Source organism: Advenella incenata (assembly GCF_004217095.1).
Lineage (GTDB): Bacteria > Pseudomonadota > Gammaproteobacteria > Burkholderiales > Burkholderiaceae_B > Advenella > Advenella incenata.
In genome coordinates, this window is the sequence record NZ_SHKO01000001.1 from 888018 (window position 1) to 910697 (window position 22680).

At 55.1% G+C, this 22680-nt stretch carries 18 protein-coding genes; 11 read left to right on the forward strand and 7 right to left on the reverse strand.

Going from position 1 to position 22680, the window contains the following annotated elements; genetic code table 11:
* Positions 1-56: 56 nt before the first annotated feature.
* Together EV681_RS04065 and EV681_RS04070 are read right to left on the reverse strand one after the other, a co-directional pair.
* On the reverse strand, positions 57-497 hold the full coding sequence (locus tag EV681_RS04065) for a PaaI family thioesterase (protein ID WP_278044074.1): 441 nt from the start codon (positions 495-497) through the stop codon (positions 57-59).
* Positions 498-537: 40 nt separating this feature from the next.
* Positions 538-1536 (reverse strand): Bug family tripartite tricarboxylate transporter substrate binding protein, encoded by a 999-nt coding sequence (locus EV681_RS04070; RefSeq protein WP_130303349.1) that lies wholly within the window; start codon positions 1534-1536, stop codon positions 538-540.
* A gap of 334 nt (positions 1537-1870) precedes the next feature.
* Between EV681_RS04070 and EV681_RS04075 the strand changes: the two genes are divergently transcribed.
* Positions 1871-2806 (forward strand): LysR family transcriptional regulator, encoded by a 936-nt coding sequence (locus EV681_RS04075; RefSeq protein ID WP_128396043.1) that lies wholly within the window; start codon positions 1871-1873, stop codon positions 2804-2806.
* Positions 2807-2977: 171 nt separating this feature from the next.
* On the opposite strand, the gene EV681_RS04080 is transcribed toward EV681_RS04075, so the two are convergent.
* Positions 2978-3760, reverse strand: a complete 783-nt coding sequence (locus EV681_RS04080) for a transporter substrate-binding domain-containing protein (RefSeq protein WP_130303350.1) — start codon at positions 3758-3760, stop codon at positions 2978-2980.
* Positions 3761-3888: 128 nt separating this feature from the next.
* Here EV681_RS04080 and EV681_RS04085 point away from each other — a divergent pair, with 128 nt between their 5' ends.
* The 7 genes from EV681_RS04085 (at position 3889) to EV681_RS04115 (ending at position 11045) form a co-directional block, all read left to right on the forward strand.
* Positions 3889-4386 carry a DNA-deoxyinosine glycosylase gene (locus EV681_RS04085; RefSeq protein ID WP_130303351.1) on the forward strand — a complete coding sequence of 166 codons (498 nt, stop codon included), beginning with the start codon at positions 3889-3891 and terminating at the stop codon, positions 4384-4386.
* Positions 4387-4749: 363 nt separating this feature from the next.
* A complete protein-coding gene (locus EV681_RS04090; protein WP_130303352.1) occupies positions 4750-5787 on the forward strand; it encodes an ABC transporter substrate-binding protein in 1038 nt (345 codons plus the stop codon).
* A gap of 4 nt (positions 5788-5791) precedes the next feature.
* Complete coding sequence (locus EV681_RS04095) at positions 5792-6601, forward strand: ABC transporter ATP-binding protein (RefSeq protein ID WP_128396047.1); 810 nt, start codon at positions 5792-5794, stop codon at positions 6599-6601.
* A 1-nt stretch (position 6602) separates the two neighbouring features.
* Positions 6603-7397 (forward strand): ABC transporter permease, encoded by a 795-nt coding sequence (locus EV681_RS04100; protein WP_128396048.1) that lies wholly within the window; start codon positions 6603-6605, stop codon positions 7395-7397.
* An 82-nt stretch (positions 7398-7479) separates the two neighbouring features.
* Positions 7480-8571 (forward strand): tartrate dehydrogenase, encoded by a 1092-nt coding sequence (locus tag EV681_RS04105; RefSeq protein ID WP_130303353.1) that lies wholly within the window; start codon positions 7480-7482, stop codon positions 8569-8571.
* 421 nt (positions 8572-8992) lie between these two features.
* Complete coding sequence (locus tag EV681_RS04110) at positions 8993-9994, forward strand: asparaginase (RefSeq protein ID WP_130303354.1); 1002 nt, start codon at positions 8993-8995, stop codon at positions 9992-9994.
* A gap of 40 nt (positions 9995-10034) precedes the next feature.
* Positions 10035-11045, forward strand: a complete 1011-nt coding sequence (locus EV681_RS04115; protein ID WP_130303355.1) for an aldo/keto reductase — start codon at positions 10035-10037, stop codon at positions 11043-11045.
* Positions 11046-11370: 325 nt separating this feature from the next.
* Here the strand turns inward: EV681_RS04115 and EV681_RS04120 are convergent, their stop codons facing one another.
* Positions 11371-12729 carry a GntP family permease gene (locus tag EV681_RS04120; RefSeq protein WP_130303356.1) on the reverse strand — a complete coding sequence of 453 codons (1359 nt, stop codon included), beginning with the start codon at positions 12727-12729 and terminating at the stop codon, positions 11371-11373.
* A 458-nt stretch (positions 12730-13187) separates the two neighbouring features.
* Here EV681_RS04120 and EV681_RS04125 point away from each other — a divergent pair, with 458 nt between their 5' ends.
* Positions 13188-14168 (forward strand): DMT family transporter, encoded by a 981-nt coding sequence (locus tag EV681_RS04125; RefSeq protein ID WP_130303357.1) that lies wholly within the window; start codon positions 13188-13190, stop codon positions 14166-14168.
* Between the two features lie 217 nt (positions 14169-14385).
* On the opposite strand, the gene EV681_RS04130 is transcribed toward EV681_RS04125, so the two are convergent.
* From EV681_RS04130 to tssG, 3 genes are all read right to left on the reverse strand, one after another.
* Positions 14386-15333 carry a LysR family transcriptional regulator gene (locus tag EV681_RS04130; RefSeq protein WP_130303358.1) on the reverse strand — a complete coding sequence of 316 codons (948 nt, stop codon included), beginning with the start codon at positions 15331-15333 and terminating at the stop codon, positions 14386-14388.
* Positions 15334-15646: 313 nt separating this feature from the next.
* Positions 15647-17146, reverse strand: coding sequence for a sodium/proline symporter PutP (putP, locus tag EV681_RS04135; RefSeq protein WP_128396055.1), 1500 nt, complete (start codon positions 17144-17146; stop codon positions 15647-15649).
* Positions 17147-17534: 388 nt separating this feature from the next.
* On the reverse strand, positions 17535-18569 hold the full coding sequence (gene tssG, locus EV681_RS04140) for a type VI secretion system baseplate subunit TssG (protein ID WP_128396056.1): 1035 nt from the start codon (positions 18567-18569) through the stop codon (positions 17535-17537).
* Positions 18570-18995: 426 nt separating this feature from the next.
* Between tssG and EV681_RS04145 the strand changes: the two genes are divergently transcribed.
* Complete coding sequence (locus tag EV681_RS04145) at positions 18996-19724, forward strand: class I SAM-dependent methyltransferase (RefSeq protein WP_130303359.1); 729 nt, start codon at positions 18996-18998, stop codon at positions 19722-19724.
* 202 nt (positions 19725-19926) lie between these two features.
* Positions 19927-22554 (forward strand): type VI secretion system ATPase TssH, encoded by a 2628-nt coding sequence (gene tssH / locus EV681_RS04150; protein ID WP_130303360.1) that lies wholly within the window; start codon positions 19927-19929, stop codon positions 22552-22554.
* Positions 22555-22680 lie beyond the last annotated feature (126 nt).

Sequence of the window (22680 nt, forward strand, 5' to 3'; positions counted from 1 at the left end):
TTAATAGTTCTCTTGCTCACCACTGGCAGTTGCACCACCGCGGTAAATTAAAACGTTTACCGCGTTCGCGGCACCAGTTTGAATACGGCACGCGCGACAGCCAAAACCACGCCATCTCGGCCCTGAACTTCGCCCTCACAAAATGCGATGCTTTTGCCACGCCGTTTGCATGTGGCAATAATGTCTATGTTCGATTTGGCAGGCGTATAAAAATGAGTTGACATATCAATCGTGGCCGATCCAACTTTGAGCGGGTCGTGCGCTCGCGCCACGACACTCAATGTGAAATCCAGTGCGCTCATCAACGCGCCACCGTGAATATCGCCTCGACTGTTGGTCAGTTCGCGTTTCAATGTCAGATGTGTACGGCAACAATCACCTTCCAGGCTGATACTCTGGAGCCCAATATGGTGCATGAATGGCACATCAATTCCAAAGTGCGCTAATTGCAAGTCATCTGCCTCTATTGATAATTCCTGGTTTTTTATACTGCTCAAACTTGAATCCTCTAACGTACACATAAAAATAATCCAAAGATCATTGGGCAGTGACGTGTGCTTTGTTCACGACCTGCTGCCACTTATCGAGTTCTGCATTAATAAACGCTGTTACCTGCGTCGGTGATAACTGCGCGGGAATGCAGTTGTTGTCGGCTAGCCATTTCATGTTTGCCTTCGCTGCATTGGCCTGTTTCGCGATTTGATTGAGCTTGCTTACTATTTCCGCGGGCAACCCGGGCGGACCGAACAGCCCTACCCAGGCTTGAGATTCATAGCTGGGATAGCCGGACTCAGCGATGGTTGGAATGCCTGGCAATGAAGGCAATGGCAGCTTTGATGTCACCGCCAATGCCTTGGCCTTTCCATTTTGAATAAATGCGGAGGCTGATGTTGCGTCCAGGAATGCAGATGGGATTTGCGCGCCAACCAGGTCGGTCATGGCAGGTGCTGCACCTTTATAGGGAATATGGCGCAGGTTTGCGCTCGTTACGAGTTTGAATAGTTCGCCTGACAAATGCGCAGAACCACCCACGCCACTTGAGCCAAAGGCGATGCCTGCCGGCTGCTTGTTAACATAATCGACAAATTCTTTTACGTTGTTTATAGGCGATGTGGCCGGCACCAACAGCACGTTTGGCGCAAGCGCCAGAATTGCTATGTTTGAGAAATCTTTCTTGGGATCATAAGGAAGATTTGGTTGCAATGCCGGGTAGATAACGTGCTGCGTCGCCGTGACCAATAACGTATATCCATCGGGTTTCTCCCGCGCAACCACCGCGCTGCCGATTTGTCCACTTGCCCCCGCTTTGTTTTGCACTACCACACTTGTCTTCAGTGCTTTGCCCAGATCAAGCGCCAGGCGGCGTGCAATCAGGTCCGTGAATCCGCCGGGAGCGAACGGCACGATGATGTTGATGGGTTTCCCTTTTGGCCAATCCGTAGCACAAGCGCTAGTTGAAAAGCCCAGCGTCGATGCAGCGATGAGTATCGGAACGACCGAGAACACTCGGCGGTTCAATTTGTAACGTGCCAGCATTTTGTCTCCGAAAATGTTGCCCTTTATTCATCGTTACGCTTATTGATAACGATGCCAGAGCGTTTTTATTGAATGCTTAATTTTTAACTGAGTTTGCCGAAGCGGTTAAATCAACAAAGAGCCAGTGTTAGCACTTTTCAGACCTTTGGAAGACATGGCAAGCGTTCGGGTTAACACCAGCCGAATCTCTTTGTCAAAGAAGCAAGGTTTGTCGTGCTCATGCGCGTGCAGTTCAGTGGTGTAATAGTAATTTCCGTGAGTCTGTGACACAATTCACATCTTTCTCTGACAGCTATAGCGGTTCGGCATAGATCTCAATTGGGGTGAACTGACGATGGACTTAAGACAACTTCGGACCATCCTGGCTATTGCGGAAACGGGTAGTCTGACCAAGGCCGCTGAACTTCTTCATGTCGTTCAACCCGCGTTGTCCCGACAACTGAAGCAACTGGAATATGAGCTGGGTACGCCACTGTTCGAGCGAAATCGTCTTGGAATGGTGCTGACCGTTCCGGGCCGTCGCTTCGTTGACCAAGTGCGGGTTTCATTAAAAGGGCTTAATCAAGCCAAGGCTGACATCGGAGCGGCGGCTGCGAATCTGATGGGGTCTGTTGCCGTAGGGATGCTGCCAGGGCTGGCCGCTGCACTGGCCGGGCCACTGGTCACGTCTCTGCGCCGGCAATACCCGGACCTGAAAGTAAGAATCGCCACCGGCTTTACGGATTTCCTGCAAGACGGCCTTGAAGATGGCAAGCTGGACATTTGCCTCATGGGCGACTACCTGCAGTCCGAGATGCTCCTGACGTCGCCGGTTTTTCGCGAACCCATTTACGTTGTGGGCCTACCTGGTTGCGGACTATCGCAATCCCATCCCGTTCCCCTGGCTGAAGTCGCAAAGAGGCCCATGGTGGTTCCGGAAGCGCAAAGTCTGCGCAACGCCATCGACCGGGCGTGCACCATCATTGGGGTTAACTTGAACTTGGTGGCTGAGTCAGACAGTACCGCCGTCATCCTGGACCTGGTTGAGCGCGGCGTGGGCTACACCATCCTGCCGGTCATGCCGATTACTCCTATGCTCAAGGCCAAGCGCATTGTCGGCGCACCCATCGTCAGTCCTCACCTCCGGCGGACCGTGATCATCGGCAGTCCGGTAATCAATCGCAACCCACATACCGTGAACGCCCTTCAAGGCGAACTGATCGGTTTGCTTCGGCCGTACGTTGAGCAATTCAGTTGCGTAGGTGTGGAGTGGCTGGCTGATACGCCATGATGATGGGTAAAGTGTAAGTCATGGTCTGACGGGTCGTCCAACACCATGCCATTACGCCTGGACAAATGCGCAATAGGGCGCACGGCGATGATGAACCCGAGGCGTCATGTTAAGTGCTGCTGCTCATGACAGCAGCACTGGTTCCGTTCAGCGCTGTTACTGCGAGCCCAGTTACTTAGCAGGGTCGGCCGGGATCCATTTTTCAGCCATTTGATCGTACTGACCGCTGGCCTTGAGCAGGTGCATCCACTGGTCGACATACAGCTTGAAGCGCATGTCATTGTCAGGGATCAGGTATCCCATTTCGGCATATTGCAGTGGCTGGTCGGGATTGACCGCGCATAGCTTGGGATTCAGTTTGCTCTGGACCCGGGCCTCGGCCGCTTCGGTCACAAAGGCATCGGCCTTGCCATTGGCAACTTCATCAAAAATAGTCAGATTGTCCTTGTGCATGGTGAGCGACGCTTTTGCCAGCATGGTGCGTGCAAATTTTTCATTGCTGCCGCCGGGATTGGCCACAATCCGTACTTCCGGGCGGTTCAGGGCCTCGATGCTCTGATATTTTTCCTTGTCCTCGCAGCGCACAATCGGCGTCTTCCCATTTACCATGTAGGGTGCGCTGAAAAAGGCTTTTTTCTGGCGCTCCACAGATACTGAAATACCGCCGGCGCCGATATCGCATTTGCCGGCAGTGAAATCGGCCATCAGGTTGGCCCAGGTGGTTTTGACAACCTGCATGTTAGCGCCCAGGGTGCCGGCCAGGGCATTCATCAAATCGATATCCAGGCCTTCAAAGTGCCCGCCCTGGTCGAAACTGAACGGCTTGTAATCGCCTGGCGTACAGACGCGCAGGGTCTTGCTGTCACTGACCTGTTTGAGCGTATCGGGGGCCGTCTGCGCTAGTACCGAAAGCGGCAAGGTGCAAAGCAGGGCGGACAGCAGGGTTTTTTTCATGGTTATGCTCCGAAGACAAGAATGGGAAAAACAGCAAGTCTGGCGCAATTTCAGATGCAATACAATCAGGCTTATCCCAATATACGGGTACACTGGCTGGTGCATACCCAATCTACAACATTGACACAATGAATACCTCGCCCTGGCTGACCGGCTTTGAGCCACTTCATTCACCGCACATTACCCATCTTATTCTGGGCAGTTTCCCGTCGGAAGCGTCGCTGGCGCGTCAGGGTTATTACGGACATCCGCAAAATCAATTCTGGCGGCTGATGGGCGCAATTCTGAATGAACCCATGGATAGCCTGGATTATGAGGCGCGGACCGCCATTTTGCTGGCGCACCGGATCGGGCTCTGGGATGTGTACTCAGGCTGCGAGCGTGTCGGCAGCCTGGACAGCGCCATCCGTCGGGGTCAGCTCAATCCACTGCACACCCTGTTTGCTGCCGCGCCAGGCTTGCAATATGTAGGGTTCAATGGCAAGGCGGCTGCCAAGGCGGGGCAGCGACATATTCCTGCGCATATCCAGACGCAGACTTTGCCTTCAAGCAGCCCCGCCTACACGCTCGCCTTTGCGGCCAAGCTGCAGCAATGGCAGCAGTTTTTTGCGCAGCGCCGGGCCTGACACAGTGGCAGGCGGCGTTGCCGCTATCGGCAGGCCACGGTCCAGGTAGCCTTTGTTACGGCTTGATCAGGCTGGCCCGATCGGTTCAACTTGGTAATAATCACGATTGTCTTTGCCCTATAGGGTTCTGATACAATAGCCCGGTTCGCCGCTGTACAGTTGCGCCGCTTATCCGTTGCTTATCTGCCGGTTATCCGTAGGTTAGTCGCTGAATAATCGCCGATTAATCGCCTGGGGTTTTGCCTTGCCGAGTGAATCGGCCAGGCCTGTGCGACGGGCGCGCAGCACTGTTAGAACCGGCATAACGCAACTCCAGTTGTCATAAATTAACCATCTTCAAGAAAAAAAACCAAGGAGCATCACATGAGTCTGTCACGTCGTCATTTACTGAAGGCCGCCGGTTTGTCCGGCCTGGCAACGGTCTGGCCAGGCATTGGTCTGGCACAGAATGCACCCAAGTTGGAAAAAACCGATGTGTCTATTGCCGTGGGCGGCAAGGGTCTGGTCTACTATCTGCCGCTGACCATTGCAGAACAAAAGGGCTTCTTCAAGGAAGAAGGTCTCAACGTCAAGGTTGCCGATTTTGCAGGCGGCTCCAAGGCCCTGCAGGCCGTGGTTGGCGGCAGCGCCGATGTCTGCTCCGGCGCGTTTGAACACACGATCAGCCTGCAGTCCAAGAAACAGTTTTTTCGTGCATTTGTGCTGCAGGGGCGCGCCCCAATGATCGTTCTGGCGGGCAACAAGAAAACCCTGGCAGGCTACAAATCGCCGGCCGACCTCAAAGGCAAAAGAATCGGCGTCACTGCACCGGGTTCGTCTACCAATATGCTGGTCAGCTTCTTTCTTGACAAACACGGCCTGAAAGATTCCGATGTTTCCATCATTGGCGTGGGCGGCGGTGCCGGTGCAGTCAGCGCCCTGCGCGCCGGACAGATCGATGCGCTCAGCAATCTGGATCCGGTGATCAGCCTGCTCGACGGCACCGGTGATATCTTCACCATCGCAGATACGCGTACCATGAAAGATACGCAGGCCATTTTCGGCGGCCCCATGCCTGCCGGTTGCCTGTACACCTCGCAAAGGTATATTGATGAAAATCCGGGCACGGTGCAGGCGCTGACCAACGCCATGGTCAAGGCTGACAAATGGATCCAGACAGCCGGGCCGGATGAAATCATGAAAACGGTACCCAAGAACTATTTGTTGGGCAACCCCGACGTGTATAAGCTGGCGCTGACCAGAAGTTTCGAGGGGCTCTCTCCCGATGGCCGGATCGATCCTTTAGGTGCAGAAACCTCATTGAAGGCGCAGGCCGCCTATATTGCGGGATTCAAGGCCGAGGCCATTGATCTGTCCAAATGCTGGACCAATGATTTCACCGACAAAGCTGCCAATGCCTGATGCTATGAATGATGCTGCCTTAAGCCTGGACAATATCACCTGCACGTTTGTCTCCAAGGACGACCGTGACCAGAAGTACACCGCAGTCCGGGATGCGACACTGCATATCGCGCCCGGGGAATTCGTTTCCGTAGTCGGGCCGACAGGTTGTGGCAAATCCACGCTGCTCAATGTGGGGGCAGGCCTGCTTGCTCCCTCATCTGGGCAGGTGCGGGTTTTCGGCCAACCCTTGTCGGGGATTAACAAACGGGCTGGTTATATGTTCCAGGGGGAAGCGTTGCTGCCTTGGCGCAACGCGCTGGACAATGTCACCGCCGGCCTGGAGTTTGCGGGTACGGCCAAGGAAGAAGCCAAGCGGCAGGGGCTGGACTGGCTGCGTCGCGTGGGCTTGTCCCAGGCCGAATATAAATACCCGCATCAAATGTCCGGCGGCATGCGCAAGCGCGTCATGTTGGCGCAAACGCTGATTCGCGATCCCGATATCATTCTTATGGACGAGCCGTTCTCGGCTCTGGACATCCAGACCCGTCAACTGATGGAAAATGAAGTGCTCGATATCTGGATGAAGCAGCGCAAGGCCGTACTCTTTATTACCCACGACCTTGACGAAGCCATCGCCATGAGCGACCGGGTGGTCGTGCTCTCGGCAGGACCAGGAACGCATATCATGGGCGAATTTCACATCGATCTGCCGCGTCCGCGGGATGTGGCAGAGGTTCGTGCTCATCCGCGCTTTGTTGAACTTCACCAGGCTATCTGGAGCGTCCTGCGTGACGAAGTTCTCAAAGGCTACGATCAACAAAAACGGAAGTAATATGTGGAACGCCATTAAACCCTCACCCAAAAACTACCGCGTATGGCAGTTGCTGATCGTCATCGTGCTGCTGGGTGCCTGGTACCTTATTTCGCTGAATGACACAGCGGCGTTCTTCTTTGGCCAGCCACTGGGCGTGGCCGAGGTCATCTGGAACTGGTTCGTTGTCAATGCCGACATCTACAAGCATTTGGGCATCACGCTCATCGAAACCTTGCTGGCCTTTTTTCTTGGTACAGTATTTGGCATGGGCTTTGGCCTGTGGCTGGGGCTGTCCCGCACGGCAAGCCTGGTGCTCGATCCCTTCCTGACCGCGCTCAACTCCATGCCCAGGGTGATTCTTGCGCCCATCTTTGCGCTCTGGTTCGGGCTTGGTATCGGGTCTAAAGTCGCACTGGCCTTTACGCTGGTGTTCTTTATCGTGTTCTTCAACGTCTTCCAGGGTATCCGCGAAGTGAGCCCGACGCTGCTGGATAACGCGCGCATGCTGGGCGCCAACCGACGTCAGTTGCTGCGCCATGTATATATTCCTTCAGCAACCAGCTGGGTCTTTTCCAGTCTGCATGCCTCGGTCGGCCTGGCCTTCGTTGGTGCTGTTGTCGGAGAATATCTGGGCTCTGCCAGTGGCGTAGGTTATTTGATCCTGCAAGCCGAGGGTACCTTCGATATCAACACGGTGGTTGCCGGCATCATTGTGCTTACGGTGTTTGCCCTTATTCTTGACGGTATTGTCAGCATTACCGAAAAGTATGCGCTCACCTGGCGCCCGGCAGCGGGTGAAACCGAAAAGCTGTAGCAATCTGTCCCGGGTGTGCCCGGGACAATCGCTTCATTATCCTTAACATATCAAGGCGTTGCATCGCCAGGAATTTGTCGTTATGAACAAACAGATTAAAATCGCTGCGATACCCGGAGACGGTATCGGCAAGGAAGTCATGCCGGAGGGACTGCGGGTTTTGCAGACCGTGAACGAAAAATTCGGTCTGAATCTTGCTGTGACCGAATTTGAATGGGCCAGTTGCGACTACTATGAAAAGCATGGGCAGATGATGCCTGATGACTGGTTCGAAACGCTCAAATTCTTCGATGCGATTTATTTTGGCGCAGTCGGCTGGCCCGACAAAGTGCCCGATCATATTTCCCTGTGGGGTTCTTTGCTTAAATTCCGTCGCGAATTTGATCAATATGTGAATTTGCGTCCGGTGCGCCTGATGCCTGGCGTGCCATGCCCGCTGGCCAATCGCGAGCCCGGCGATATTGATTTTCTGGTGGTACGCGAGAACACCGAAGGCGAATACTCTTCAGTAGGCGGCAAGATTTTTGAAGGCACCGACAGGGAAGTGGTACTGCAGGAGTCGGTTTTTACCCGCAAGGGCGTGGACCGTATTCTGAAATACGGCTTTGAACTGGCTAGTAAGAGCGAACGTAAAACGCTGACGGCCGCGACCAAGTCCAATGGTATTTCAATCAGCATGCCATACTGGGACGAGCGTGTCGTGGAAATGGGCAAGCAGTACCCGGATGTCAAATGGGATAAACAGCATATTGATATCCTGTGCGCGCGCTTTGTTTTACAACCCGATCGCTTTAACGTCGTGGTTGCATCCAATCTGTTTGGCGATATTTTGTCTGATCTGGGACCGGCATGCACGGGCACCATCGGCATCGCGCCATCGGCAAACCTGAATCCGGAACGTGATTTCCCGTCACTGTTTGAGCCGGTGCACGGTTCTGCACCGGATATTTTCGGCAAAAATATTGCCAATCCGGTAGCCATGATTTGGTCCGGCGCGATGATGCTGGAATTTTTTGCGGCTGACAACCCGGATGCGCAAAAAGCGGCAGACAGCATCATGCAGGCGGTGGAAGCAACATTACTTAATGGGCCAAAAACGCCTGATCTTGGTGGACAGGCAGGCACTACCGATATGGGTAAGGCGATCGCGCAACTGGTTGCCAGTCAGCAGTAGGGCACGCAAGCCCAGCCAACTGTTTTTGTGCTGGCCTGGGCTAAGCAATAAACGGTTGAACCGTGTGCGTGCCAATGCGCTGACCCATACGCTGGCTGATTCGTTGGCCAATACGCGGTACAGACAGCAGCACAATGCGCGCAACGAACCGCGTTTCCCTGGTTCTGTCAACACGCTATTGAAAAGTACTATCGTCAGATCGGCTTGGCCGGTACTGGCGATTTTTTTGTCTATTATTGTGTGATAATCGAACGGATGAAGTCAGGAGCGCCAGCAATCTGCAATTTTTTTCCAGACATGGCTAATTGAGGCCAAACGCTGCTGGGAAGGCTTGGTGCTGCACCTGACTTTCAGTTACCGGTATTGACCGGTAAACCGATACGCACAATCTACTGCCAGACCTTTTCTTAAAAGAATGAGCATGAGTAACACCAACAGCAAACCCATGATTTCCATTGGCGCCCTGGGGGGCACGATCAGCATGACCGGCACGCCGGGCAGCCAGGGAGTGAGCTCAAACCTTGGCGCAGAGGAGCTGGCCCAGTCTGTGCCAGGGCTGGCGCAGGCAGCCACGCTTAATTTGCATACCTTGGCCAGAATCGCCAGCGGTTCGATCCGTTTCCAGCATCTGTTCGATACCCTGGCGTGGGCACAGCAGCAGATTGATCAGGGCGCGCAGGGTGTGGTCATTACCCAGGGCACCGATACACTGGAAGAGTCGGCATTTCTGCTGGATCTATTCTGGGATCGGCGCGAGCCACTGGTGCTGATGGGAGCTATGCGCAACCCGCAAATGCCCGGCGCCGATGGCAGCGCCAATCTGCTGGCTGCGGTACAAGTTGCTGCCGACCAGCATAGTTGCGGTCGCGGGGTGCTGGTGGTCATGAATGATGACATTCACGAGGCGCGGCGCGTGCGCAAAATGCATACCACCCATGTTGAGGCATTTGTCTCGCCGGTGTTTGGACCTGTCGGGGTCGTGCAGGAAGGGTGGGTGCGCTATTTGCGCGATACGCCCGAAACGCCACGCTTACCGGTGCCATCTGCATACGACGACAAAGTGCTGTTGCTTGAGCATAGTCTTGATGACGATCCTGATATCGTCTCTTATGCACTGGGCGCGGGATACGCAGGCATTGTGATCGCCGGGTTTGGTTCCGGCCACGTGTCGGAAACGTTGCGTGATGCGTTGGTGGCGGCGGTAGCGCAGGTGCCGGTCATCATGTGCAGCCGTACAGGCGCAGGCAGCACCACCACGGCAGTGTATGGTTACAAGGGGGCGGAAATCGACTTGCAGCAGCACGGTATTCTGATGGGCGGCTGGTTGTGTCCGCGCAAGGCCCGACTTCTGCTCTGCGCTGCCATATGGAACGGGCTCAGCAACGAGGCGCTAGGCCGGCTGTTGACCGCCTGGTCAAAGTAAAAACCAGTTTATTTCAAACGTATTTGCACGAGGAAATGTCATGTCATATCGGTATCTGGGCAAAAGTGGATTGAGCATCTCTCCCCTCACGTTAGGGACAATGATGTTTGGCGGACAAACGGATGAAGCACAAGCGCACCGTATTATCCAGGACGCAAGGGAGCGGGGGATCAATTCCATTGACACGGCAGATGTCTATAACGGCGGAGAATCCGAACGTGTGGTGGGACGTGCTATCAAAGAGTATCGTGATTTCTGGGTGCTGGCGACCAAGTTGGGCAATCCCGCAGGCGAGGGGCCCAATGAGCGGGGCATTTCGCGCAAATGGATTATTCAGTCGGTAGATGCGAGCCTGAAACGGCTGGGCACGGACTATATCGATGTCCTGTACATGCATCGCGAAATTCCCGACGAACCGCTGGGCGAGGCGATCCGCGCCATTGCTGATCTGATCCGCCAGGGCAAGCTGCGCTATTTCGGCGTGTCCAATTTTCGTGGCTGGAAAATTGCCGACACCGTTCGCCTGGCCGATGAACTGGGTATTGACCGTCCTGTGGCCAGTCAGCCGTTATACAACCTGGTGTCACGCAATGCCGAGGTGGAGCAGTTGCCAGCTGCGGCAAACTACGGCATCGGTGTGATTTCCTACAGTCCGCTGGCGCGTGGCGTATTGACAGGCAAATATGCGGCAGATGCACCCCCGCCACCCGATTCCCGGGCAGGTCGTGGCGACAAGCGCATTCAGCAAACGGAATTTCGTTCAGAGTCGCTGCTGGTGGCGCAGAGAATCAAGGCGCATGCAGAGGCGCGGGGCATATCGGCTGCCGATTTTGCGTTGGCATGGGTGTTGAATAACCAATATGTGACTTCGGCCATCGTGGGACCGCGTACTTTTGAACAATGGCAGTCTTATCTGAACGCGCTGCAATACCGGTTGACCGACGAAGATGAGGCGCTGGTCGATTCACTGGTTACGCCAGGTCATGCTTCCACGCCCGGCTATAACGATCCCGGACATCCGGTACGGGGGCGTCTGCCAAGAGGCGCTTAAACAGGGTTCACGGGGTATATCGTATACTCACGCCTGGCTGGCAGGGTAGCAGGGTGCTCGGACGGGGCGGTGTGTGACATCAAAATGGCTTGCCGCGGGCCGGTAGCATGTGGCAAGTCTTGGTTTTTCGCCGTATTTTCTGATCCTGCCATGAAAAAAACAGGGCAGTCAAACGAGCACTCTGATTATTACCATGCTCGAATGACTGCCCTGATCGCCGCATGATCTTCAGCGGCCGACGGTGCTGCTTTTGAACGGCATCGCTGCCGTTGTTTATCAGTGCCGGTTTATCCTGAGATTCTCCTGTACATACTGCTGTGAGATATCACAGTAAAACCAGGCTCAGCAACCATACCGTGATCATCCCGACCACGCCCTGAATCAGTGTGGCCATGGTCTGCGCATAATAAGCGGTTGATACGCGCATACGGCTAAATTGGGTAACCACCCAGAAGAAACTGTCGTTGGCATGAGAGACGGTCATCCCGCCCGCGCCAATGGCCATTACTGTCAGGACACGTCCCATTTCACTATCCAGACCCAATTGACCGAGCATCGGCGCAACCAGCGCAGAGGTCGTGACCAGCGCGACGGTGGTCGAGCCCTGGGCGGTTTTGAGCGCTGCCGATACGATAAAGGGCATAAACAACCCGATGCCCATGGCCGACAAGGTCGTGCCGATATAGTCGCCCAGCGGTGTTACTTTGAGAATCGCACCAAAAGCGCCGCCCGCACCGGTGATCAGCAGAATCGGTGCAGCGGAAGTCAGCCCTTCGGCGACATAGTCATGAAATTGCTGACGCTTGCCCGTACCCTTGAGCAGGAACATGGCAGAGATCATGCCCGCGAGCAGTGCAACGACCGGATGACCAAGGAACAGCAGGATGTTGGCAAATACGCCTTCACCAAATGGCTTGCTGGGAAAAGCAACAACCGAGCCAATGCAGATCAGGATGATAGGCAGGAAAATTGGTGTGAATGCCTGGGCAGTGCTTGGCAGCACGCCATATTCTTCACGGGTTTTCATCAAGCCCTGATTCGGGCCGACAGGAACCACGGGATCTTCCAGTTCAATGTCCTTTTTCAGGAAAATATTGGCCCAGAGCAAACCAGCCAGCGCGGTAACGGCAGCCACGACCAGACCAACCAGAATGACCAGACCCAGGTTGTCACCCAGTCCCAGATTGCCGGCGGCGGCAATCGGTCCCGGTGTCGGCGGCACAAAAGTATGGGTCGCATACAAACCTGTTGCCAGCGCGACGCTCATGGCGATCAGCGAGACATTCATGCGTTTTGCAATCGCTTCCTTGAGCGAATTGAGAATGACGTAGCCTGAATCACAAAACACGGGGATGGAAACCAGATAGCCAATGACAGACATGGTCAATGTCGGGAAGCGGTTTCCCAACAGCTTGATGATGCTGTCGGCCATGGTAATGGCGGCGCCGGTTTTCTCCAGTATGACGCCAATGATGGTGCCCAGTACAATCACAATCCCGATACTGCCCATAATGCCACCGAAGCCGGTGGTGATGTGTTTGACAATATCCAGCAGCGGCACCTGATACATGAAGCCGCCAATAAAAGCCGCTGCCAGTAGGGCCAGAAACGGATGAAGTTTGAGTTTGGTTGTTGCCAGTACGATCAGCGCGATCAATATGGCAAGAATGGCGACCAGGTACATTTCAGTTGTCCTAATTCAATTGTGGTAAATGGTTGGGGTACAACGAGCAATAATTCGGCGATTGTATCTTAATTATTACTGAATATTGTGGTCTTTCCCGTGCGTGGGCGCATGTGCCGGGGCATTGGCGTTGCCAGTGTTGCGCTGTAACGCGCCTGCCTTGCACATCCTTAGTAGACAGGCTCACCAGAAAAAGTAAAGGCTATTAAGAAAAAGTGGCTTGCCAGCCAGATGTCGTTTATTCACAATGAGTACAGTCCATCGGTTGCTGCAGGCATACACAAGGTCGTTGGCCGCGGCCGGGTTGGCAGGCCGACGCTGGCTGGCCAGAGCCGGCGCGTTTTGCCTTGTGGAGGTCAATTCGAATCTATGCCGGCCGGCGTGGTTTCGCAGTTGCATCAGGCGCCTGTCGCAACGCCATCGGTTTTGGCATAATTAGGGCAGTTCAGGAAAAGAGAATGATAGAAAGTACAAAAAACGAAAACGTAGGCCAGCTTCAGATGATCATAGGGATGGCCATGTCGGGCACCATTGGGCTGTTCGTAATCTGGTCGGGGCAGAATCCCTTTAATGTCGGGTTCTGGCGTTGCCTGATTGGCGGGCTATGCCTGTTGATGTTCTGTTTTGCCAAAGGGTATCTGAAGCTGGCGCATGTATCACGAATGCAATGGGTATTGCTTGCTGTCAGCGGCGTGTTGCTGGTGCTGAACTGGGCAGCGCTGTTCGCTTCCTATCTGCACGCGGGTATCGGGGTTGGCACGGTAATCTACAATACGCAGCCGTTTTTTCTATTGCTGGCCGGACCGCTGATATTTGGTGAGCGCATTACGCTTAAACAGGTGCTGCTGGCAATACTGGCCTTTTCTGGGGTGATACTGATTGTGCTGCCCGCTTTGCTTGGCGTAGAAGTGGATCTGCTTTTCCTGCAGGGTGCTGGCTTTGCCTTGCTTGCCGCCATGCTGTATTCGGGCGTGACCATTATCACCAAAAAATTGACCGGCATCAAACCCCATGTTGTGGCGATGTGCCAGTTGGGTGTGGGGCTCGTTTTCCTGGCGCCGATCATGGCATTTGACCAGATGCCACAAACATCAATCCAATGGCTGTGTGTCGTTGTCATGGGGGTGTTTCATACCTTTCTGATGTATATCCTGATCTACTCTGCATATCAATCGTTGCCGATGGGGAAAATTGCAATCCTGTCCTACGTGTATCCGATCGTTGCGGTGATTGCGGATTATTTCGCGTTTGGCCACGAAGTGGGCGGCTGGCAATGGCTGGGCATTGTCATGATTATTACTGCCGGTGTTGCCAATGCGCGCAATTCGGGCGCACGGGCGCCGCAGCCGGACCCGTTGCAGAAAAACAAACAAGAGGGACAGGCCGAGCTTGCCTGCAAGGCAGACATCCCGCCCCCGGTGCGAACACAATCGCCATAAGATCCGATTGCGTTGGCGCAATGGCGGTAATTGACAAGGCGCATGTAGCAAGACGTCTCAAGTTGTGATCGCTGAACGTGCTGTGCTGAGCGGCAAGGCAACGTGCATTGTTTGGCCAGCCAGCAGCGATAGCGCCTGTTTTGATATGGGTGTGCGAGGCGCCCGGCATCAACAGGAGTGACGAGGATTGCCCCTGTTGATGTCCTGGCATGGCTGATTACCGATCAGAAAAGCCCGGCGACTGGGTATGGTGCAGTGTCTGGTATGCCGCGGCTTCCTGTAGCAGCCACTGCCGAAATTTTTGCGCCCCTTCGGACAGGCCGGCCAGTGACGGTCCCAGCAGAAAATATCCCAGCTCCGAGCGCAATGTCAGCGGATCCAGTGCGACCAGTTTCTGTTCCTTGAGCAACGGATCGAGCAGCACCAGTCGTCCCAGCAGCATGCCCTGGTGGGCAAGCGCGGCGTCTATCGACAGGCCTGAATCGGTATAGGTAATGCGATAGTCGGGCAACGTAGACTCGGGCGCCTTTGCATGAAACCACTCCCGCCAGGTTACATCCTGGTCATCGCCCCCCAGCATGCCCCGATCGCCTATCAATGGCAGACGGGCGAAATCGCCAGACTCGACCAGCGGCGCCCATGCCGGAAATTGGCGCGGTGTACAGACGGCCTGATGGGCCTCTTTCATGAGGCTGTCGCACAGCGGCGTCTCATAATTACCTTTGCCATACCGGATCGCCAGATCCAGGTCGTCAAAGGTGAAATCAATCAATTTGGGCGAGCTGTCTATGTCCAGCCGGATAGTCGGGTGCTGGCGAAAGAACGCAGGCAGGCGTGGGTTGAGCCAGAAGCGTGCGAATGAAGGCAGTACACTGATGCGCACCAGCAGCGGATCGCGTGGATGGTGAAAGGAGCCGGCCAGCAGGTCGAACGCCTGAGACAGCTTGGGCAGGGCGGCGCGCCCATAAGCGGTCAGCACGATCCCACTGCGCGATTGGGTAATGACGCGCTGGCCCAGGTGATGTTCCAGTTGCTTGATCTGCTGGCTCACCGCCGATGGCGTGACGTGCAGCTCCTTTGCCGCCAGCGCCATGGATTTGAGGCGTGCAGTGGCTTCGAATGCTTTGAGGCTGTTCAGCGGGGGAAGCGGCTGGCGGATTTTCAAGAAGTGCTCTTATGGGTGCGAGTGTTCAGGTATTGTCGATTGTAGGGCCTAACCCGTATTCTGCCGACAGGATTCATGCAAATCACTGACCATGTTGTATAAAGCGTACGTGTTGGACGTCTGTTTCAAAAAAATGACGCCAGATGGCATTCGGCATCCAGATCGCACTTAGATGTGCCGTCTATTGCAACCGTCATGCCAAAAAAAGGAGGCATATAAAAAAACGCCCCGGTCCTGGCTGGGACGGGAGCGTTTGATTGCTATCTACAGAACCGGCCTGTCTGACCGGCTCCGCAGTATTGTTAATTGCAGTTTATACCGCGTTTTTGAAGTCGCGATCTGCACGGTCGAAGTTGTCTACCACGGCCTGTGAGGGCGCCTTGGTTAACAGAGAAACCGCGACGATCACAATTATGCCTGCAATGAAACCTGGTACGATTTCATACAGGGCGCTGCCGCTGTACTGTTTCCACAATACGACCACCAGCGCGCCGGCCACCATGCCCGACAGTGCGCCGGCGGCGTTCATGCGACGCCAGAAGACCGACAGGATAATGACTGGACCGAACGCGGCGCCAAAACCTGCCCAGGCGTATGAAACCAGCCCAAGTACCCGGCTTTCGGGGTCAGACGCAATCCAGATGGAAATCAAAGCGATCAAGAGTACCATCACGCGGCCGGTCCAGACCAGCTCTGCCTGGCTCGCGTGTGGCCGTATGAAACCCTTGTAGAAATCCTCGGTAATGGCGCTGGAACATACCAGCAACTGGCAGCTCAGTGTGCTCATGACCGCCGCCAGAATTGCCGACAGAATCACACCTGCAATCCAGGGATTGAACAGAATCTGGGCCAGTTCGATAAAGATACGTTCGCTATTTTTGTTGACTTCGCCGGCTTGTTCCGGGTTCAACTGGAACCAGGCAATGCCAAAATAACCCACGGCGACCGCGCCCGCCAGACACAGAATCATCCATGTCATACCAATGCGCCGTGCAGCCTTAAGGCTTTTGACCGAATCGGCGGCCATAAAGCGCGCTAGGATATGCGGTTGGCCGAAGTAACCCAGGCCCCATGCCGCGGCGCTCACGATTGCAATAAAACTCGTGCCCGAAATCAGGCTGGAGTAATTCTTGCCGGCTGTGGCAGCTGCCTGGTCAATGGTCGCGGTGACGGCAGACAGATCACCCATCCCAAGCAGCACCATGATTGGCGTGAGGATGAGTGCAAAAAACATCAGCGAAGCCTGAATCGTGTCAGTCCAGCTAACCGCCAGAAAGCCGCCAATAAAGGTATAGATGATGGTGGCGCCGGCGCCCAGCCACATTGCGGTAACGTAATCGACGTGGAAAAGGCTTTCGAACAGTCGGGCGCCAGCCACGATGCCCGAGGCGCAATAGATGGTAAAGAAAAACAGAATGATGGCCGCGGCTGCGATCTTGATGATGACATTGCCGGCCCCAAAGCGGTGATGAAAATATTCTGGAAGCGTCAGTGCGTTGTTGTTGTATTCGGTGTGCATGCGCAGACGGCCGGACACCAGCAGCCAGTTGAAGTAGGCGCCGACGGTCAGGCCGATGGCAATCCAGGCTTCGGACAGACCGGCCAGATAAATCGCACCCGGCAGGCCCATGAGCAACCAGCCCGACATATCCGAGGCGCCAGCCGATAGTGCTGTTACAAAACTGCCCAGGCTGCGTCCACCCAGGATATAGTCGTCAAAATTACGTGTTGAAAAGTAGGCGATAAACCCGACTGCCAGTACGACAATCAGATATATGGCGAACGTGATGATCATTGGATTTATGCCACTCATTCCTCGTTCCCTATGTCTGTCTGTTGAAAGTGTTGGATTTTACGGAAAAGTAAAACAGATGAATATAAGGGTTAACTCTTATAAATAGAGGTTAACGTTTTGATTTGATATGAATATTGTTTTGTATTTTTTTGTGTTTTGTCCGGGTTAACCTAAGGATTACCCAATTGCCGGGTTGCTCAGTCATCCGATCGCCCGACAGGCAGCGTCGCAATTGTCCTGAGGCGCACCTGCCTCGCATGCCGGTATGGCGGATGGCTCGTTGATGCGCAGAGCCGGTTTCCGACCGCCGACCCCTGGATCTACACGTGGCGCGTTCAAACGCTATGGTCCGGCAGTCAAGCCGGCACGCCATGCCTGGCGGTTGTGCAGGTAGTAAATCGTCTATCTATAGCTTTTCGCGCAATTCGTAGTCAATGACGACATCGCGCGCGTCGCCGGCGCCCTCGGGCCGCAACCCCATCCAGGTACCCAGTCCCAGCGGCGAAGCTTCGCCCAGACGAATGCCCTTGATGTCTTCTTTTTTGAGTACGACCTCGGCATCCCAGTTCAGTTCGATCCCCACATAATGCCGCAGCCAATGGGTCAGCTGTTTAGCCTTGCGCGTGCCAGGCATGAATTGATCAAATTCGGACCGGGTTAGCGGACCCAGCGACAGGCGGAATTTATGCTGCGCATCGCGTACGGAGCTGCCCAAAATCGTATCCTGACCAAGCCCCATGCTGCCATTGAGACCCAGTTGCTGCGATGGATGTAGTTCGATCCACTGCGGTACGAACTCCTTTAGGCTGACGTTGATGTTGAAGAACGTTTTCAGTATCTGGATAATGCCTTCCGGATTGCGCGTCTGGCGCACCAGGTGACCGGCAAAAAAGTACTTGGCGTGATCCATGATGGAATCACGCTGCTTCAGCGATTCATGTCCCTGGTTGATCAGGCTGGCAACATGACGACTGAAATTTTCTTCGGGACGATCCAGGCTGACCGTGCTTTGCGCGTCTGCCCAGGCCCGGTAAAAAAGCGCAATCAGGCGATGATGAAAAATATCGGCAAAGGCCGAGAGGGTGTGGTCCCGATGGTGCACGATCCGCTCGCGCACGTATTCGGTCAGATGCAAGGGTAGTGGGCCGTTGGGGCCGAATAGGCCATAACTCAGAATGGAGACAACGGGCGGGCCATCTTTATCACGATTGACATCACAAATGGTCGATGGCGCAAACGCCATGGACGGTTCCTGGCGCAGTCGCACCGGTTCGCGCGACGGCAACGAATCGCGGCCCAGCGGCTTGCGAGTGCCACTGCGTGCGTCCAGCCAGCGCAGCACATAATACAGACCGAAACGATAGGGGTCCGCTTCAAGCTTTTGCCAGAAGTCTGGCGGCAGCGTATTGGCTGGGGTCACAGGATCCGAAGGTGTATCCATGCGGTTGTGGTACCTGTCAAAAGGTGTATAAGATATCTTGGTGAAATGACATGGCGGTTGCCGCCAGTGTACTCGAAAGCTTAATATTGCGTAAGGCGACCAGTTGCAATAACCCAGATGATATCAGATACGGAAAACAAAGCCGTATCTGCAGGGCCAGAAGATGCATGCCGCCTTGGCGCAAGCTGGCATGAGAATCACGCCGAACGATCGCGCCACCTCTATTGCCGCCGCTTTAACACAACCGCTTTAATACAATTGCTTTATTGCGAGCGTTCTATTGCACTTGTGCTATTGCTTCCAACCGCTGGCGTGGGGTCGGCCCACTGCTGCAGACCAGGTGCCCGATGAAAGCCGGCAGCAACCCTGTTGAGGGCAGGGCGGCAATCGCGCATAAGCGCAACGCTCCAATACATTGAGAGATAAATGGCACAGAACATTTACGATGATCCGGATTTTTTCGCCGGCTATATTCAATTGCCCCGACAGGTTCTGGGCCTGAAGGGCGCGCCGGAATGGCCTGCGATCCGGGCGCTGTTGCCCGACCCAACCGGCAAACGGGTTCTTGATCTGGGCTGTGGCTTCGGCTGGGCCGCCCGTTGGTTTCGTCAGCAGGGTGCAAAGTCGGTGCTGGGGCTGGACCTGTCGCGAAACATGATTCAGCGTGCCCGGGCGCAGTCTGCAGACTGCGCAATCGAATATCGGATCGCCGATCTGGATACGCTGGTGCTTGCCCAGGCCGGCTTCGATCTTGCCTACAGCGCATTGACCTTTCACTATGTGCAGGATTTTGAGCGTCTTGTCCGCGAGGTCCATAAATGCCTGCAGCCGGGCGGACATCTGGTCTTCTCGATTGAGCATCCGATTTTCATGGCCGCCACCGACGCCCACTGGATCAGTGACGAGCAGGGGCGCAAAATCTGGCCGGTCAACGGGTACGCCCGGGAAGGGGAGCGCCGCACGAACTGGTTTGCCGCCGGCGTACTGAAATATCATAGGACCATCGGCACAACATTGAACGCGCTGATTGCTGCCGGCTTTCGCATTCAGGCGGTGCAGGAGTTTGCGCCCACCGCCGAACAGATTCGGCAGTTGCCGCAACTGGCAGAGGAACTGGAGCGTCCCATGATGCTGATTGTGTCGGCCACAGCCTAGCGGGTGATGGCGGGCAAAGTCGGCTGGTGCCGCGGCAGGCTCCGGGAGGTGGCCGGATCGGCGCGCTTACATTTGGCAAAACTTTAGGGTTCGAAAACCTTTGCGGATACACGTAACATACAGGACATCATTTTCACAGGCAGGTCATATCTTTCGGCTACGCTTTTCCATTCACAAATGACAGCAAGCAAAACAAACAACTATGTCTGAAATCAATCGCAGCGATCTATTTGGAAAACTTGACACCCTGCTGTACCGCGCATTAGAAGGCGCCACGGCATTCTGTAAACTTCGCGGGAACCCGCATGTGGAGCTGGTGCACTGGCTTCATCAGATCATGCATGAGCATGACAGTGATCTGCAGAAAATCATCCGTTATTTTGAACTGAACTCCGACCAGCTGGAGCGCGGCATTGTCGCAACCCTGGACGAGCTGCCGCGTGGCGCCTCGTCCGTTTCCGATCTGTCAGAGCATTTGGATAACGCAACCGAGCGCGCCTGGGTATATGGTTCGCTCAAGTATGGCGAAGCGCGTATCCGCAGTGCGCATCTGATTCTGGGCATCCTCAAGACCCATTCGCTGCGCAATGTGCTCTACGGTATCTCATCTGAATTCAAGAAAATCACGCCGGATGTGCTGGCCGATCATCTACCGGCCATTGTCAGGGATTCTGTTGAACAGCAGGACAGCGCAGCCTTGTCAGAGGGTGGCGCAGCAGCGCCTGCTGCCGGGGCCAGCGGCAAGTCTGCGTTGGCACAGTATGCGGTAGACATGACCGCCCGGGCGCGCAACAATGAAATTGACCCGGTATCCGGTCGCGATGAGGAAATTCGGCAGATTGTCGATATCCTGATGCGGCGTCGCCAGAACAACCCGTTGCTTACCGGCGAGGCCGGTGTCGGCAAAACGGCTGTGGTCGAAGGGCTGGCGCTACGGCTGGCTAGCGGCGATGTGCCGCCGTCGTTGCGCGAGGTGTCCCTGTATTTGCTGGATATCGGGCTGTTGTCTGCCGGCGCGAGCATGAAAGGTGAATTTGAATCGCGCCTGCGCCAGGTCATCGATGAAGTGCAGGCCAGCGAAAAGCCGATTGTATTGTTTATAGATGAAATCCATACCTTGATTGGCGCGGGCGGTGCCGCAGGTACGGGTGACGCAGCCAATCTGCTCAAGCCCGCGCTGGCGCGCGGCCAGTTACGCACGATCGGCGCCACGACCTGGGCTGAATATAAGAAGTACATCGAAAAGGACCCCGCCCTCACGCGTCGCTTTCAGGTGGTGCAGGTGCATGAACCGGCTGAAGCCCGCGCGCTGATTATGTTGCGCGGTCTGGCCGGCAGGCTGGAATCGCATCATCAGGTGTTGCTTCTGGACGAAGCGATCGATGCTGCAGTGCGGCTGTCGCACCGCTATATTCCGGCACGCCAGCTCCCCGACAAGGCGGTTGCACTGCTTGATACGGCCTGCGCCCGCGTGGCGGTCAGCCAGCATGCCCAGCCGCCGGCTGTAGAGGATTGCCGGCGGCGTATAGAGCATCTGCAGATCGAGCGCGATATTGCGCAGCGGGAATTGCAGGTGGGCGTCGGCAACGAGGCGCGCATCGACAATATTGACAGCGACTTGGCGGTGGCACGTGACAAACTGACTCAGTTGGAAGAAAACTGGCGGACCGAGCAGGAACTGGCAGCCAGGTTGTTTGAGTTGCGCCAGATATTACGTGATGAGGAAACCAGCGAGCAACTGCGTAACGAGACCCTGACCGCGCTGCGGCAAGTGCAGGAGCAATTGGAAGCCCAGCAGGGTGAAGCGCCCCTGATTTTTCCGTCGGTCGATGCCAATGCGGTCGCCGCTGTGGTGGCGGACTGGACAGGTATCCCTGTTGGCCGCATGGTCAAGGACGAGGCCAGTTCGGTATTACAGTTGTCCGATTCTCTGGAAAAACGCGTGATTGGCCAGCGTGATGGGCTGGATGCAATCACTCGCCGTATCCAGACCTCTCGTGCCCGACTTACCGATCCGAACAAGCCGGTAGGGGTATTTCTGCTTTGCGGGCCCAGTGGCGTGGGCAAGACAGAGACGGCGCTGGCGCTTGCTGAAACGCTTTATGGCGGCGAGCAGAATCTGATTTCCATTAATATGAGCGAGTTCCAGGAAGCGCATACCGTTTCCGCGCTCAAGGGCGCACCGCCCGGATATGTTGGCTATGGCGAAGGCGGTGTGCTGACCGAAGCCGTGCGGCGACGCCCCTATAGCGTGGTCCTGCTTGATGAAGTCGAGAAGGCGCACGCCGATGTACATGAAATTTTCTTTCAGGTGTTCGACAAAGGCTGGATGGAAGACGGTGAAGGGCGTTATATCGACTTTAAAAATACCGTGATTATTCTGACCTCCAATGTAGGTACGGATCGTATTGTGGATCTTTGCAAGGACCCTGATTTGATGCCCGATGCCGAAGGGCTGACCGGCGCCTTGCGTGAGCCTTTGCTGGGTGTGTTTCCTGCTGCGTTGCTGGGTCGTCTGGTGGTGGTGCCGTATCTGCCGCTATCGGACGATATGCTGGGTAGCATCGTGCGTCTGCAACTGGATCGCATCAAGGTGCGTCTGCAGCAAAATCACAATATTGATTTTGAGGTTACCGACGCTGCAGTCTCGCAGATCGTTGGACGCTGTACCGAAGTGGAATCCGGCGGGCGGATGGTGGATGCGATTCTGACCAATACGGTATTGCCTAAAGTGAGCCAGGAAATTCTTGTGAGCACCATTGAAGGCCGCAGTCTCGCTCGGTTGTCCCTGGATGCGCAGGACGGCGAGTTTGTCTATCAATACAGCTGAGCACCAATTCAGTTGAAATTACGATCAAACAAATGCCCGCTATTGCAGCGGACATTTTGTTAAAGAGAATTAGTCTCATGGCATTGCGCGTCTGCCAATTGGCCGCCTTGCCAGGCGGTGTATCGT

Bases quoted from the DNA above. Each gene is read 5' to 3' on its own strand.
- EV681_RS04070 (WP_130303349.1), bottom strand. From the start codon at position 1,536: ATGCTGGCACGTTACAAATTGAACCGCCGAGTGTTCTCGGTCGTTCCG.
- EV681_RS04075 (WP_128396043.1), top strand. From the start codon at position 1,871: ATGGACTTAAGACAACTTCGGACCATCCTGGCTATTGCGGAAACGGGT.
- EV681_RS04080 (WP_130303350.1), bottom strand. From the start codon at position 3,760: ATGAAAAAAACCCTGCTGTCCGCCCTGCTTTGCACCTTGCCGCTTTCG.
- EV681_RS04085 (WP_130303351.1), top strand. From the start codon at position 3,889: ATGAATACCTCGCCCTGGCTGACCGGCTTTGAGCCACTTCATTCACCG.
- EV681_RS04090 (WP_130303352.1), top strand. From the start codon at position 4,750: ATGAGTCTGTCACGTCGTCATTTACTGAAGGCCGCCGGTTTGTCCGGC.
- EV681_RS04095 (WP_128396047.1), top strand. From the start codon at position 5,792: ATGAATGATGCTGCCTTAAGCCTGGACAATATCACCTGCACGTTTGTC.
- EV681_RS04100 (WP_128396048.1), top strand. From the start codon at position 6,603: ATGTGGAACGCCATTAAACCCTCACCCAAAAACTACCGCGTATGGCAG.
- EV681_RS04105 (WP_130303353.1), top strand. From the start codon at position 7,480: ATGAACAAACAGATTAAAATCGCTGCGATACCCGGAGACGGTATCGGC.
- EV681_RS04110 (WP_130303354.1), top strand. From the start codon at position 8,993: ATGAGTAACACCAACAGCAAACCCATGATTTCCATTGGCGCCCTGGGG.
- EV681_RS04115 (WP_130303355.1), top strand. From the start codon at position 10,035: ATGTCATATCGGTATCTGGGCAAAAGTGGATTGAGCATCTCTCCCCTC.
- EV681_RS04120 (WP_130303356.1), bottom strand. From the start codon at position 12,729: ATGTACCTGGTCGCCATTCTTGCCATATTGATCGCGCTGATCGTACTG.
- EV681_RS04125 (WP_130303357.1), top strand. From the start codon at position 13,188: ATGATAGAAAGTACAAAAAACGAAAACGTAGGCCAGCTTCAGATGATC.
- putP (WP_128396055.1), bottom strand. From the start codon at position 17,146: ATGAGTGGCATAAATCCAATGATCATCACGTTCGCCATATATCTGATT.
- tssG (WP_128396056.1), bottom strand. From the start codon at position 18,569: ATGGATACACCTTCGGATCCTGTGACCCCAGCCAATACGCTGCCGCCA.
- EV681_RS04145 (WP_130303359.1), top strand. From the start codon at position 18,996: ATGGCACAGAACATTTACGATGATCCGGATTTTTTCGCCGGCTATATT.
- tssH (WP_130303360.1), top strand. From the start codon at position 19,927: ATGTCTGAAATCAATCGCAGCGATCTATTTGGAAAACTTGACACCCTG.